The organism is Paraburkholderia diazotrophica, from assembly GCF_900108945.1.
In the GTDB taxonomy this organism is placed as follows: Bacteria; Pseudomonadota; Gammaproteobacteria; order Burkholderiales; family Burkholderiaceae; genus Paraburkholderia; species Paraburkholderia diazotrophica.
Map to the genome: position 1 here is coordinate 85476 of NZ_FNYE01000029.1, position 13992 is coordinate 99467.

The following is a 13992-nucleotide window of genomic DNA, read 5'->3' on the forward strand; positions in this document are numbered from 1 at the left end:
TCAGCGCGCCTGGTAGAGTTCCTTCAATACGATCGCGGGGCGGCCTGGCGCAAAGAGCGCCTGCAGCTTCGCCATGCGCGGATTCGCCAGATCGCGGACCGTTGCGTCGTTGGCGAGAATCTGACGGATCAGATCGAACTTGCGCGCGCGGTCGTCCTCGGACAGCCGCACGGACGATTCAGCGTTCTTCAGCGCGTCGACGAGATGACGGTAGTCGTCCTGCAACAGGACGAGATCGTTCCACGCGGCGTTTCGCGCCGCCACCACCATCCGCACCGAAATCACTGCAATTGCCTCGTAGCGGGCAAGATATTCTTCGTTCGAATTCATCTCATGCTTTCCGCGGACGACTGCGTCGCCATCCGCGCGATCTCCGGCGCGATTCCGAGCCAGGCTTCCTCGAGTGTCGCCAGCAAGCCGTCGACTTCGACGAGCATTGCTTCGCTTTGCTTGATGTTCGCCTCGAGCAGTCGCCGCGTCATGTACGAATAGAGCGCATCCAGACGACCCGCGATTTCGCCGCCCGCTTCCAGGTTGAGCGCGGCTTGCAATCCCTCGCCGATGATCCTGATCGCCTTGGTGATCGCCAGCCCGCGCCCCGGAATATCGCCCTGCTGCAGATGCATGCGGGCCTGCGCGATTGCCTGACGCGCGCCCTGATACAGCATCACGATCAGACGGTGCGGGCTCGCGCCCATCGCTCCTGTCTCCAGGCCGACGCGAGCGTAGGCGTTGGCTCCAGAGTGTCCCGGGGAAAACATCGGCGCTCCTCCTGAATTGCAGATGACGATCGATACGACAGCGGCAGGCTTGCCGGGAAACGTGCTGCATCGGCGTGCAGCCCGCCATCCGGCCAGCCCTTGTACCAAGGTTATCGGATCGTACGAATAAAGCTTTAGGCCGCCGAAAGGAAGCGTCAGAAACGAGAGGCAGCCCGGCGGGGCGCCTGTGTGCCGTCGCGCGGCAGTACGGCGGCTGCCGGCCGCGAGCGCCGCTTCAGACGGACATCTGCATGATCTCGTTGTAGGCCGACACGAGCTTGTTGCGCACCTGCAGGCCGAACTGGAAGCCGACGTTGGCCTTCTGCATGTCCACCATCACGTCGTTCAGCGACACGTTCGGCGCGCCGATCTCAAATGCATGAGCCTCGCCGACCGCGTTCTGCTGGTCGTTGCTGATCTTGTCGATCGAGGCCTTCAGGGCCGACGCGAAGCCGCCCGCCGTGGCCGCGCCGGACCCGTTCGCGACGGGCGTGCTGCTGCCCGCAGCCTGGGCGGCCATCGACTGCATCTGCTGTAACGCCGACGTGAGCGGATTGATGGGCACAGTCATGTTCTCTCCAGAAGTGGGATGCGGCGAGCATTCGCGCCATGCACCGATTGGACAGGAAGCATAGCAGCGGGCCCCTTCCGAAAGCCGCGAAAGTAAGGGGGAAACCCCCCGCTATTCGGAGCATCGGGTTGCCAGCCCATGCGGATAATCCCTAGCGTGAAAGTCTCTGCCGGTGCGCGCCGCAAGCCGGGGCGCCGCCCGCAGAACTCGAAAGCATTCCGGAGAAACCCGACGCATGGATTCGTCAGCCAACTCTTTGATCAACCCCGACGCCCGCATGGGCCTCGCTGGCGCGCAGCCGGGCACGGCAGGCGCTGCCACGGCCGGTGCAGCGGGCGTCGACCTCGGCGGCACGGGCGGCGGTGGCTTTCCCACGCGCTTTCCGGGCCTGCCCGCGTCGCTGTCGCAGATGCGCGGCAACCCGCGCGCGCCGCTGATCTTCGCGGTGGCGGTGCTGGTCGCCGTCATTGCGGGGCTGATCCTCTGGTCGCGCGCGCCGGACTACAAGGTGCTCTACAGCAACGTCTCCGATCAGGACGGCGGCGCAATCGTTGCCGCGCTCCAGCAGGCGAACGTGCCGTACAAGTTTTCCGACGCGGGCGGCGCGATTCTCGTGCCCGCCGACCAGGTGCATGAAATGCGTCTGCGCCTCGCTTCGCAGGGCCTGCCCAAGAGCGGCTCGGTCGGCTTCGAGCTGATGGACAACCAGAAGTTCGGTATCAGCCAGTTCGCCGAGCAGGTGAACTATCAGCGCGCGCTGGAAGGCGAACTGCAGCGCACGATCGAGTCGATCTCGACGGTGAAGACGGCGCGCGTCCATCTGGCGATTCCGAAGCCGACCGTGTTCGTGCGCGACCGCGAAGCGCCGTCGGCGTCGGTGCTCGTCAATCTGTATCCGGGCCGCATGCTCGACGAAGGCCAGGTCGTCGCGATCACGCATATGGTGGCGTCGGCCGTGCCCGATCTGCCCGTGCGCAACGTGACGATCATCGATCAGGACGGCAACCTGCTCACGCAGGCGGGCGCCAACGGCAGCGGCCTCGACGCGACGCAGCTGAAGTACGTGCAGCAGATCGAGCGCAACACGCAGCAGCGCATCGACGCGATCCTCGCGCCGCTGTTCGGCTCAGGCAACGCGCATTCGCAGGTGAGCGCCGACATCGATTTCACGAAGGGCGAGCAGACGTCCGAAAACTACGGCCCGAACGCGAACGCGCAGCAGGCCGCGATCCGCAGCCAGCAGACGAGCACGGCCACGGAGATGACGCAAAGCGGCGCGCAGGGCGTGCCGGGCGCGCTGTCGAACCAGCCGCCGCAGCCGGCGTCGGCGCCCATCGTCGCGAGCGCGAACGGCGCAAGCGGCGTGACGACGACGCCCGTCAGCGACCGCAAGGATTCGACGACCAACTACGAGCTCGACAAGACCGTGAGCCACACGGAAAAGGCGACGGGCGGCATCAAGCGCCTGTCCGTGGCGGTGGTGGTGAACTACATGCGCGTCCTCGATGCGAAGGGTCACGCGACGATGCAGCCGGTTCCCGCCGACAAGCTCGCGCAGGTCACGCAGCTGGTGAAGGATGCGATGGGCTTTGACCAGGCGCGCGGCGACTCCGTCAACGTGGTGAACAGCGCGTTCACGACGATCCCCGACCCCGACGCCGACCTGCCGTGGTGGCGCACGAAGGACATGATCGCGCTGTACAAGCAGATCGCGACGTATGCGGGCATCGGCGTAGTCGCCTTGTTCCTCTACTTCGTGATGGTCAAGCCGGCGCTGCGCCGCGCGTTCCCGCCGCCCGAGCCGCCCCCCGCGTTGCCGTCGCCGGACGAGCCCGTGCTCGACGGCCTGCCGGCCACGGTCGCGATCGACGCCGAAGAGGAAGAAGGCACGCTGGTCGCACTGGAAAGCGACAAGGCCAGATATGAGCGGAACCTCGAATACGCGCGTCAGATTGCGCGTCAGGATCCGAAGATCGTTGCAACCGTCGTGAAGAGCTGGGTGTCCGATGAGCACTGAAGGCGTATTGAAGAGCGCGCTCCTGCTGATGTCGATCGGCGAGGAAGAGGCGGCTCAGGTATTCAAGTTTCTCGGCCCGCGCGAGGTCCAGAAGATCGGCGTCGCGATGGCGTCGCTGAAGAACATCACGCGCGAGCAGATCGACGAGGTGCTGCACGAGTTCGTCGCGGAAGCCGACAAGCACACCGCCCTGTCGCTGGATTCGAACGAGTACATCCGCTCCGTGCTGACGAAGGCGCTCGGCGACGACAAGGCAGGCGCGATCATCGACCGCATCCTGCAGGGCAGCGACACGAGCGGCATCGAAGGGCTCAAGTGGATGGACTCGGGCGCCGTCGCCGAGCTGATCAAGAACGAGCACCCGCAGATCATCGCGACGATTCTCGTGCATCTGGACCGCGATCAGGCGTCGGAGATCGTCTCCTGCTTCACCGAGCGCCTGCGCAACGACGTGCTGCTGCGCATCGCGACGCTCGACGGCATTCAGCCCGCCGCGCTGCGCGAACTCGACGATGTGCTGACGGGCCTGCTCTCGGGCAGCGACAACCTGAAGCGCAGCCCGATGGGCGGCATCCGGACGGCGGCGGAAATTCTCAACTTCCTGCCGAGCAACCACGAAGAGTCCGTCATCGACAACGTCCGCCAGTACGACGCCGAACTCGCGCAGAAGATCATCGACCAGATGTTCGTGTTCGACAACCTGCTCGACCTGGAAGACCGCGCGATCCAGCTGCTGCTGAAGGAAGTGGAGTCGGAAACGCTGATCATCTCGCTGAAGGGCGCGCAGCCCGCGCTGCGCCAGAAGTTCCTGTCGAACATGTCGCAGCGCGCAGCCGAGCTGCTCGCGGAAGACCTCGACGCGCGCGGCCCGGTGCGCGTGTCGGAAGTGGAAACGCAACAGCGCAAGATCCTGCAGGTCGTGCGCAATCTCGCCGAATCGGGAGCGATCGTGATCGGCGGCAAGGCGGAAGATGCGTATGTCTGACCACGATCCCGTGCGCGAGGAAAGCCGCCCGGCCTACCAGCGCTGGGAGATGGCCTCGTTCGACCCGGTGCCCGAGCCGGACCCCGTCGACGACGGCGCGTTCGAAGCCGAGCTGGAACGCCTGCGCGAAGCGGCGCATGCGCAAGGCGTCGCATCCGGCCATGTCGCCGGCCAGGCGCTCGGCTATCAGGCCGGCTACGAGCAGGGCCGCGCGCAGGGCTTCGATCAGGGTCAGGCGGAAGCGCGCGCGGAAGCCGCGCAGCTCGCCGCGCTCGCCGAAACCTTCAAGGCAGCGCTCGACAACGCGCAGCACGAACTGTCCGAAACGATCGTCGCGCTCGCACTCGACATCGCGCAACAAGTGGTGCGCCAGCACGTGCAGCACGATCCGACGGCGCTCATCGCCGCCGCGCGTGAAGTGATGGAGACGGAACCGGCGCTGATCGGCGCGCCCGCTCTGATCGTGAGCCCCGCCGATCTGCCCGTCGTTGAAGCGTATCTGCTCGAAGAATTGCAGACGCGCGGCTGGACCGTGCGCACCGATCCCGCGATCGAACGCGGCGGCTGCCGCGCGATTTCCACGACGGGCGAAGTGGACGCCGGCATCGGCACGCGCTGGGAGCGCGTCGCCGCCGCGCTCGGCAAGGCAAGCACATGGTAAAGCCGACCATCGAAGACATTCAGCACAGCGACCTCACGCCGCTCGAGCGCGAACTGGCGCTCGCGTCGTTCGGCGCGGAGGCGCTCACCGTCGCGCAGATGGAAGCGTCGCTCGCGGCGCTGGAATCGGCGATTTCGTCGGCTCATGCGGGCGCCGACGTGACCACGTCCGATACAGCCGGCGCCGGCGCGAGCGCACCACATCCCGCCGCGCATCCCCTTGCTGCGCCCGCGAGCCGCGAGTCGGCGCCGCCCCCAAAGCGCACGCCCGACCCCGCGCTCGCCAGCAATCCGCATCTGCAAGCCTGGCGCGCGCGCCTGAACGGCTTGCGCGAACGCAACCAGATCGCGCGGCCGCTGCGCGCGTGCGGACGTCTGACGCGCGCGGCCGGTCTCGTGCTCGAAGCCGTCGGGCTGCGGCTGGCCGTCGGTGCCGAAGTGATGATTGAACTGCCGCCGGGCAGCACGCGCACGATGGCGGAAGCCGAAGTGGTCGGCTTTTCCGGCGACAAGCTCTTTCTGATGCCGACGACGGAGGTCGCCGGGCTGCTGCCCGGCGCGCGCGTCTATCCGCTCGAAACCGCGCCCATCGCCGATCCGATGGCGGGCGCGAAGCGTCTGCCCGTCGGCTGGGAGCTGCTCGGCCGCGTGGTCGATGCGTCGGGCAAGCCGCTCGACGGCTTCGGCCCGCTCGACGCGCGCAACGACGCGCCCCTCACCGCGCCGACCATCAATCCGCTGCACCGCGAGCCGATCCATAAGGTGCTCGACGTCGGCGTGCGCGCGATCAATGCGCTGCTCACCGTCGGACGCGGGCAGCGCATGGGCCTGTTCGCCGGTTCGGGCGTCGGCAAGTCGGTGCTGCTCGGCACGATGGCGCGCTACACGAGCGCGGAAGTGATCGTGATCGGGCTGATCGGCGAACGCGGACGCGAAGTGAAGGAGTTCATCGAGCAGATTCTCGGCGAGGACGGTCTCGCGCGTTCTGTCGTCGTGGCCGCGCCCGCCGACGTGTCGCCGCTCCTGCGCATGCAGGGCGCCGCGTACGCGACGTCGCTCGCCGAATATTTCCGCGATCAGGGCAAGCACGTGCTCTTGCTGATGGATTCGCTGACGCGCTACGCGATGGCGCAGCGTGAAATCGCGCTCGCGATCGGCGAGCCGCCCGCGACGAAAGGCTATCCGCCGTCGGTGTTCGCGAAGCTGCCCGCGCTCGTCGAGCGCACGGGCAACGGCCCCGAAGGCGGCGGCTCGATCACCGCGTTCTATACCGTGCTGACGGAAGGCGACGACCAGCAGGACCCGATCGCCGATTCGGCGCGCGCGATTCTCGACGGCCATATCGTGCTGTCGCGCGCGCTCGCCGAAGCGGGCCACTATCCCGCGATCGACATCGAAGCGTCGATCAGCCGCGCGATGACGTCGCTCATCAGCGACGCGCATCTCGACCGCACGCGCCAGTTCAAGCAGATGCTGTCGCGCTATCAGCGCAACCGTGATCTGATCAACGTCGGCGCGTATTCGGCGGGACGCGACGGCGTGCTCGACCGCGCGATCGCGCTGTATCCGCGCATGGAAGCGTTCCTGCAACAAGGTTTTCGCGAAAGCGCCGGGTTCGAAACCAGCGTCGCGCACCTCGACTCGCTGTTCGGTTAAGGAGACTGAATGAGCAAGCACTTTCCGATCAAGACGCTAATCGGCCTCGCGCAAGACGACGTCGATGCCGCCGCGCGCAAGCTCGGCCGCGTGCAGCGCGAGCGCAACGAGATCGAAACGCAACTGAATTCGCTGATCGAGTACCGCGACGAATATCACCGCCGCTTTACGGAAACGGCGAAGGCCGGGATGCCCGCCGGCAACATGCGCAATTTCCAGGCATTCATCGACACGCTCGATGCCGCGATCGAACAGCAGCGTCAGTTGCTGGCCGCCGCGACGGCGCGCGTCGAAGCAGCGAAGCCCGAGTGGCAGCGCAGCAAGCAGAAGCTCGGCTCTTACGAAGTGCTCGAAGCGCGCGGCATCGCGGCGCAAGCGCGGGCGGAGGCACGCCGCGAGCAACGGGACGCCGACGAGCACGGCGCACGAATTCTCCGGATGCGGGCGGAAGGCGCATGAAGCGCGCTTCCGCGCATCGCGCGCAACGGGACTGACACGACCAAACGAGATTTACCATGTCGCCTCTTTCACTGATCAACTCGCTGCTCGGCGCAACGAGCGGCACATCGGGCAGCAGCGCATCGAATGGCGCAAGCGCGAGCAGCGCGCTGCCCTTCTCGACGACGCTGCAACAAAGCATCGACGCGCAGAATCAGGCAGCCGCCTTGGCGGCGCCTTCCACGTCTGCTTCGCCGGCTCCCAGCGCGGCTCCATCGACATCGGCATCGAACGGTGCGACGGCTGCGACGGGTGCGAGCAATTCCAGTGTGCACGACGCGCCGCCGCCCGCCGATGCATCGAAGGACGCGAGCACGGCCGACAGCTCGAACAACACCGACAGCACGAAGTCCGCGAGCCAGACGGGCGGCGCGCAGCAGACGACATCGACGGACGCTGCGAACGGCAAGGACAAGAGCGACTCCGCGTCGAAGCAGAACGGCGACGCGCCGACCACCAGCGCGGCCACGGCTGAAACGGCGGCTGCGGCAGCAGCGGCAGCTCAGGCACAGGCCCAGGCCCAGGCGAGCAGCGCGGCAAATGCAGCAAACGCAGCGGCCACAGCCGACAGCGACACGCAGCCGACGACACCCGCCACCGCGCCTGTCGCCGGCAACACGACGACGCCCGTCATCCAGACGCCGTCGAAAAAGATCGCATCGCTCGATCCGAAAGCGACGCAAGACGCGCTGCAAGCAGCGTTCGCCGCGATGTCCAACGGCCAGGGCGCGGCGCCCGCGATGAACGCGGCGTCCGCGAAGGCGGGCACGCCTGCTACGGTTGACGCGACGCTCGGCGGCCACGGCGCGAACGCCGGCAAGGGCCTGACGATCGGCGATTTCCACGGCGCGAAGGGCGACACTGCATCGACGAACTCAACAGCCACCACGGCCGCCGCTTCCACCGGGACCGCGACGCCGCAAAGTCCCGCCGAAGCGCTTGCGGCCGCGACCGCGAGCGCGCCGCAGAACGCTTCCGCTGCGCCCGCGGCCGGCGCGAACGACGCGCTTGCCGCGACTCAGGCGGCAGCGGCGACGGCATCGACGGTTGCGAGCCAGGCCTCCAATCCCGCGACGGCCGCGATGGCGAACGCGGTCGCGCCGCATGTCGGCACGTCCGACTGGGAAGACGCGTTCAGCCAGAAGGTCGTGTTCCTCACCAGTGCGCATCAGCAGTCGGCGGAACTCACGCTGAACCCGCGCGACCTCGGGCCGCTACAGGTCGTCCTCCAGGTTGCCGATAACCATGCACATGCCCTCTTCGTTTCGCAGCATCAGCAGGTGCGCGACGCGGTCGAAGCCGCGCTGCCGAAACTGCGCGAAGCGATGGAACAAGGCGGCATCGGGTTGGGAAGCGCAAGCGTCAGCGACGGCTTTGCCCGGCAGACCGGCCAGCAGGGCGACGAGCGCAGAGGCAGCGCGCGCGGCGGCCGGGGCGGCAGCCGTGGCGACGCGGGTATCGGCGTCGCGGACAGCGCGACGGCCGTGAACGTGCCCGTGCGCCGCACCGTCGGACTCGTCGACACGTTCGCCTGATTCTGCGCGCACAGCGCAAGCGGCTCGCCGTGAGGGCGGCGGCCGCGCCGTGCTTCCCTGATAACGATTGAAGGCATGCGTCGCGCGCGAAGCCCGCGCGCGCATGCCGATGATGAAAACGACAGGAGCTTTCAGCGCACGGCCACGCGATGCACGGGTAAGACAAGGTATCGCGCCTGCATCCGCATCACAGCCATCTCTGAACTCACGGCAGCAGCCACGGCGGTCGCCGGCCGGGACATCACGCGCGGCATGCGGCTCGCCGCGCCCCGCGTCGATGAACGATCGCGAAAGTGGCCGGAACGAAGCAAACAAACGAGCTAAACGTGAATATCCCTTCTTTTCGACCCATCGCGGCACTGTCAGACACCTGAAAATTCACCTACAGCATTGAGGCAATCAATTCCATGGCATCCACGACCGCAACCCAGCAAGCCAACACGAAGCCCTCGTCCCCGGGCCTCGTCAACCGCATTGTGGTGATCCTGCTGATCGCGCTGGTCGCGGCAGGCGCAGCCGGCGCAGCCACCTGGTTCTTCATGTCGAAGCGCGCGCCCTCCGCCGCGATGGCGGCAGGACCCGTGATCGCGGCCGCTCCCATCTTCTTCCCGCTCGAATCGATGACGGTGAACCTGCAATCCGAAGACGGCCAGTTGCACTACCTGCGCATCGGCCTGACGCTGAAGCTCGCCGACCAGCGGGTGCAGGAGCATCTGACCGAACACATGCCCGAGATCCGCAGCCGCGTGCTGCTCGCGCTATCGGCGAAACATCCTGATGAACTCGCGACGCTCGACGGCAAGAAGACGCTCGCGAAGGAACTCGAAACGCTGGTCGAACAGCCGACCGAGCCCAATGGCCAGCAGGTGCGCGTCGAAGACGTGCTGTTCACCGAATTCGTCGTCCAGTAACGGCGCGTCGCGCTGACTGACTTGATCTTGAACCGCGCCATCCATCGCGAAGGGACGCACGAGGAATAGGAATGGGCCACGAAGAGTTCATGTCCCAGGAGGAGGTCGATGCCCTCCTCAAGGGCGTTACGGGCGAATCCGACTCGCACTCCGGCGAGGCCGACAACGGCGGCGTCCGCCCGTACAACATTGCGACGCAGGAACGCATCGTCCGCGGCCGGATGCCCGGCCTCGAAATCATCAATGACCGCTTCGCGCGACTCTTGCGCGTCGGCATTTTCAACTTCATGCGGCGCACGGCGGAAATTTCCGTCGGCCAGGTGAAGGTGCAGAAGTACAGCGAATTCACGCGCAACCTGCCGATCCCGACGAACCTGAACCTCGTCCACGTGAAGCCGCTGCGCGGCACGTCGCTGTTCGTGTTCGATCCGAACCTCGTGTTCTTCGTGGTCGACAACCTGTTCGGCGGCGACGGGCGCTTTCATACGCGCGTCGAAGGCCGCGACTTCACGCAGACCGAGCAGCGCATCATCAGCAAGCTGCTCGGCCTCGTGTTCGAGCACTACGCGACGGCGTGGAAGAGCGTGCGTCCGCTGCAGTTCGAATACGTGCGCTCGGAGATGCACACGCAGTTCGCAAACGTTGCCACGCCGAACGAGATCGTGATCGTCACGCAGTTCTCGATCGAATTCGGCCCGACGGGCGGCACGCTGCACATCTGCATGCCGTACTCGATGATCGAGCCGATCCGCGACGTGCTCTCGTCGCCGATCCAGGGCGAAGCGCTCGAAGTGGACCGCCGTTGGGTGCGCGTGCTGTCGCAGCAGGTGCAGGCCGCCGAAGTGGAGCTGACGGCCGATCTCGCGCAGATCCCCGTGACGTTCCAGGAGATTCTCAACATGAAGGCGGGCGACGTGCTGCCGATCAACGTCCCCGAGCACATCACCGCCAAAGTCGACGGCGTGCCGGTGATGGAATGCGGCTACGGAATTTTCAATGGTCAATATGCGTTGCGGGTCCAGAAGATGATCAGCGCAGCGGACACGATGAAGGAAGCGGGATATGACTGAGCTGAACTCGACACCCGAAATGGACATGCCGGAAGAATCCAAGGTCAACGATCCGGCGGCGGTCGTCGGCGCCGACGAAACCGCCCTCGACGACTGGGCGAGCGCGCTCGCCGAGCAGAACAACAATCCGCCCGTGAGCACGAGCACGGCCGGCGTGTTCCAGCCGCTGTCGAAGGTCGAGCCGACCACGACGCGCAACGACATCGACATGATCCTGGACATTCCCGTCCAGATGACGGTCGAGCTCGGCCGCACGAAGATCGCGATCCGCAACCTGCTGCAACTCGCGCAAGGTTCCGTCGTCGAGCTGGACGGCCTCGCGGGCGAGCCGATGGATGTGCTCGTCAACGGCTGCCTGATCGCGCAGGGCGAAGTGGTCGTCGTGAACGACAAGTTCGGCATTCGCCTGACCGACATCATTACGCCGTCCGAGCGTATCCGGAAACTGAATCGATGAAACACGCTGTACACCGGGCCGCGTTTTTTGCAGGCGGCGTATCGCTTGCCCGCGCCCGCTTCGTGTCGACGGTTGTGCTGGCAGGTGTCGCGCTCTACGCAAGCGCGTCGAACCTCGCGCACGCCGCCGACATGAACGCCGTCAACAATGCCGCGAAGATCGCCTCGAACGTCGGCGCGGGCACGGCGGTGCCGTCGCTCGGCGTCGGCGCCGTATTGCAGACGATCGTAGGGCTTGCCGTCGTGATCGGCCTCGTGTTCGGCTGCGCATGGCTCGCGCGCCGCTTCGGCCTGCAACCGGGCCAGCGCGGCGGCATCGTGAAGACGATCGGCGGCACATCGCTCGGCGGCAAGGAGCGCGTGGCCGTCGTCGAGATCGGCGACACGTGGCTCGTGCTCGGCGCGGCGCCCGGCAATGTGCGTCTGTTGCACACGATGCCCGCCGGCTCGGCCACGGGCGGAATCCCTTTCACCGGCCCGGCCGCTGCGCCTGGCGCAGCCGGTTCGACCCTCGGCGGCGGTCCCGTCCAGTTGAGCGGCACCTTCGGACAACGCTTTCGCGACGCGCTCAAACACGAAGCCAGCAGACGTTTCCAGCGGCGCGCGAGCGGAGAACAGTAAATGCAGTACGACCGATCTGACGCGCAGCGCGGCTGCGCTCGGGGTTTCCACGCCCCTTTCCATGTATCTTCCCGCGCCACTTCTTCGGCGCCCGCTTCGATGTCGATTCCCTTCGTGAAACGTGCAGCGCATGTTGCGTCGCGTGCCGCGCCGTTCGCCGTGCCCGCGCTGATGCTCGCGCTGCCGACGCTCTCGTTCGCGCAGACGGCGGGCTTGCCCGCGTTCAACACGAGCCCCGGCCCGAACGGCGGCACGACCTACTCGCTGAGCGTGCAGACGATGCTGCTGCTCACGATGCTGTCGTTCCTGCCCGCGATGGTGCTGATGATGACGAGCTTCACGCGCATCATCATCGTGCTGTCGCTGCTGCGCCAGGCGCTCGGCGCGCCGACGACGCCGCCCAACCAGGTGCTGGTCGGGCTCGCGCTGTTTCTGACGCTGTTCGTGATGTCGCCCGTGCTGGACAAGGCGTATAACGATGGCTACAAGCCTTTCTCCGAAGGCACGATCCAGATGGACGAAGCGGTGAAGCGCGGCGTCGCGCCGTTCAAGGCGTTCATGCTGAAGCAGACCCGCGAGAGCGATCTCGCGCTCTTCGCGCGCATCTCGCACGCCGCGCCGATGCAAGGCCCGGAAGACGTGCCGCTGTCGCTGCTGGTGCCGTCGTTCGTGACGAGCGAGCTGAAGACGGGCTTCCAGATCGGCTTCACCGTGTTCATTCCGTTCGTGATCATCGACATGGTGGTGGCGAGCGTGCTGATGTCGATGGGCATGATGATGATCTCGCCCGCGACCATCTCGCTGCCCTTCAAGCTGATGCTGTTCGTGCTGGTCGACGGATGGCAGCTGATCGTCGGCTCGCTTGCGCAGAGCTTCACCTGATACCCGGAAGACTGACGCCATGACACCCGAAACCGTCACCACGCTCGCGCACGATGCGATGTACATCGCGCTGCTGCTGGCCGCACCGCCGCTTTTCGTGGGACTGATCGTCGGTCTCGTCGTGAGTCTTTTCCAGGCCGCGACGCAGATCAACGAAGCCACGCTGTCGTTCATTCCGAAGCTGTTCGCGATCGCCGTGACGCTCGTGCTGATCGGCCCGTGGATGCTCGCGAAGATGCTCGACTACATGCGCCACATGTTCACGAGCATTCCGACGCTCGCCAACTGAGCGCGCTTCTTTTTTTCTTCGACGCACGATGTTCTCCGTCACCTACGAGCAGCTGAACGTCTGGCTCACCGCGTTCCTGTGGCCGTTCATGCGGATTCTTGCGCTGATGGCGACGGCGCCCGCGTTCGGCGACAAGTCGCTGCCGACTCGCGTGAAGATCGGCGTCGCCGCGTTCGTCACGATCATCGTCGCGCCGACGCTCGGCGCGATGCCGCAGGTGACGGTGTTTTCGGCGCAGGGCGTCTGGATCATCGTCAACCAGTTCCTGATCGGCGCGGCGCTCGGCTTTACGATGCAGATGGTGTTCGCGGCGGTGGAGGCCGCGGGCGCCTTCATGGGCATGAGCATGGGGCTCGGCTTCGCGACATTCTTCGATCCGCATGCGGCGGGCTCGACGGATGTGATGTCGCGCTACCTGAACATGATCGCGCTGTTGACCTTTCTCGCGCTCGACGGACATCTGCAGATGCTGTCGGCGCTGATCCAGACGTTTCAATCGCTGCCCGTCGCGGCAAATGTGCTGGGCGCGAACGGCTGGCGCGTGCTTGTCGGCTGGGGCAGCACGGTGATCAGCGCGGGGCTGCTGCTGTCGCTGCCCGTCGTGACGGCGCTGCTGATCACGAATCTCGCGCTGGGTATTCTCAATCGGGCTGCGCCGCAGATCGGCGTGTTTCAGGTCGGCTTGCCGGTGACGGTGATTACCGGATTGCTGCTGATCCAGTTGATGCTGCCGAATATGATGCCGTTCTTTTCACGGCTGTTTGAGAGCGGGATTGATGAGATGGGGCGCGTGGCGGCGGGGATGAGGTAGTTTTTTTGTCTGCGACGCTGTTGGCTTTTTGCCTTTGTCGCTGGCATCCGCGATGCGTTGGTTTGCCTTGCCCTTCGCGGGCATCCGCGATGCGCCTCGCGGCGCAAGCGTTGCCCCTGTGCGGGGCGGCACTCACTTTCTTTGCCGCCGCAAAGAAAGTAAGCAAAGAAAGCGGGCTCACACCGCCAGTGCTTGACCTTTACCCACGGGCTCTCAACGTCCCCACGCTTCACACGGCAAAGTACTGGTCAATGTGCGTTGCCATCGCG

16 protein-coding genes are annotated in these 13992 nt (G+C 65.9%); 13 read left to right on the plus strand and 3 right to left on the minus strand.

Annotation, left to right across the window (positions count from 1 at the left end):
- The 3 genes from BMW76_RS28605 to fliE form a co-directional block, all read right to left on the minus strand.
- Positions 1-330, minus strand: a complete 330-nt coding sequence (locus BMW76_RS28605; protein WP_090871371.1) for a flagellar protein FliT — start codon at positions 328-330, stop codon at positions 1-3.
- Positions 327-761, minus strand: coding sequence for a flagellar export chaperone FliS (fliS, locus tag BMW76_RS28610; RefSeq protein ID WP_090871373.1), 435 nt, complete (start codon positions 759-761; stop codon positions 327-329). The genes BMW76_RS28605 and fliS overlap by 4 nt, the downstream gene beginning before the upstream one ends.
- A gap of 235 nt (positions 762-996) precedes the next feature.
- On the minus strand, positions 997-1332 hold the full coding sequence (gene fliE / locus BMW76_RS28615; RefSeq protein ID WP_090871375.1) for a flagellar hook-basal body complex protein FliE: 336 nt from the start codon (positions 1330-1332) through the stop codon (positions 997-999).
- A 235-nt stretch (positions 1333-1567) separates the two neighbouring features.
- Here fliE and fliF point away from each other — a divergent pair, with 235 nt between their 5' ends.
- The 13 genes from fliF to fliR all read left to right on the plus strand — a co-directional run bounded on the left by fliF (position 1568) and on the right by fliR (position 13723).
- Positions 1568-3349, plus strand: coding sequence for a flagellar basal-body MS-ring/collar protein FliF (gene fliF, locus BMW76_RS28620; RefSeq protein WP_090871376.1), 1782 nt, complete (start codon positions 1568-1570; stop codon positions 3347-3349).
- Positions 3339-4334: a flagellar motor switch protein FliG gene (gene fliG, locus BMW76_RS28625; protein ID WP_090871378.1), complete on the plus strand. Its 996-nt coding sequence runs from the start codon at positions 3339-3341 to the stop codon at positions 4332-4334. The genes fliF and fliG overlap by 11 nt, the downstream gene beginning before the upstream one ends.
- A complete protein-coding gene (gene fliH, locus BMW76_RS28630; RefSeq protein WP_407669035.1) occupies positions 4321-4995 on the plus strand; it encodes a flagellar assembly protein FliH in 675 nt (224 codons plus the stop codon). Before fliG ends, fliH begins: the two co-directional genes overlap by 14 nt.
- Entirely contained in the window at positions 4989-6650 is a 1662-nt protein-coding gene (gene fliI / locus BMW76_RS28635) for a flagellar protein export ATPase FliI (RefSeq protein ID WP_090871383.1), read from the plus strand. Before fliH ends, fliI begins: the two co-directional genes overlap by 7 nt.
- A gap of 9 nt (positions 6651-6659) precedes the next feature.
- On the plus strand, positions 6660-7109 hold the full coding sequence (gene fliJ, locus BMW76_RS28640; protein WP_090871385.1) for a flagellar export protein FliJ: 450 nt from the start codon (positions 6660-6662) through the stop codon (positions 7107-7109).
- Between the two features lie 56 nt (positions 7110-7165).
- Positions 7166-8683 carry a flagellar hook-length control protein FliK gene (locus BMW76_RS28645; RefSeq protein WP_090871387.1) on the plus strand — a complete coding sequence of 506 codons (1518 nt, stop codon included), beginning with the start codon at positions 7166-7168 and terminating at the stop codon, positions 8681-8683.
- Between the two features lie 407 nt (positions 8684-9090).
- Positions 9091-9594 (plus strand): flagellar basal body-associated protein FliL, encoded by a 504-nt coding sequence (fliL, locus tag BMW76_RS28655; RefSeq protein WP_090871391.1) that lies wholly within the window; start codon positions 9091-9093, stop codon positions 9592-9594.
- A gap of 71 nt (positions 9595-9665) precedes the next feature.
- Positions 9666-10664 carry a flagellar motor switch protein FliM gene (gene fliM, locus BMW76_RS28660; protein ID WP_090871393.1) on the plus strand — a complete coding sequence of 333 codons (999 nt, stop codon included), beginning with the start codon at positions 9666-9668 and terminating at the stop codon, positions 10662-10664.
- Positions 10657-11121 (plus strand): flagellar motor switch protein FliN, encoded by a 465-nt coding sequence (gene fliN / locus BMW76_RS28665; protein ID WP_090871395.1) that lies wholly within the window; start codon positions 10657-10659, stop codon positions 11119-11121. Before fliM ends, fliN begins: the two co-directional genes overlap by 8 nt.
- Positions 11118-11741, plus strand: coding sequence for a flagellar biosynthetic protein FliO (gene fliO / locus BMW76_RS28670; RefSeq protein ID WP_090871397.1), 624 nt, complete (start codon positions 11118-11120; stop codon positions 11739-11741). Before fliN ends, fliO begins: the two co-directional genes overlap by 4 nt.
- A gap of 99 nt (positions 11742-11840) precedes the next feature.
- Positions 11841-12623 (plus strand): flagellar type III secretion system pore protein FliP, encoded by a 783-nt coding sequence (fliP, locus tag BMW76_RS28675; RefSeq protein WP_090871399.1) that lies wholly within the window; start codon positions 11841-11843, stop codon positions 12621-12623.
- A 19-nt stretch (positions 12624-12642) separates the two neighbouring features.
- Complete coding sequence (gene fliQ / locus BMW76_RS28680) at positions 12643-12912, plus strand: flagellar biosynthesis protein FliQ (protein WP_090871401.1); 270 nt, start codon at positions 12643-12645, stop codon at positions 12910-12912.
- Positions 12913-12940: 28 nt separating this feature from the next.
- Positions 12941-13723, plus strand: a complete 783-nt coding sequence (gene fliR / locus BMW76_RS28685) for a flagellar biosynthetic protein FliR (protein WP_090871403.1) — start codon at positions 12941-12943, stop codon at positions 13721-13723.
- The last annotated feature ends 269 nt before the right edge of the window (positions 13724-13992 follow it).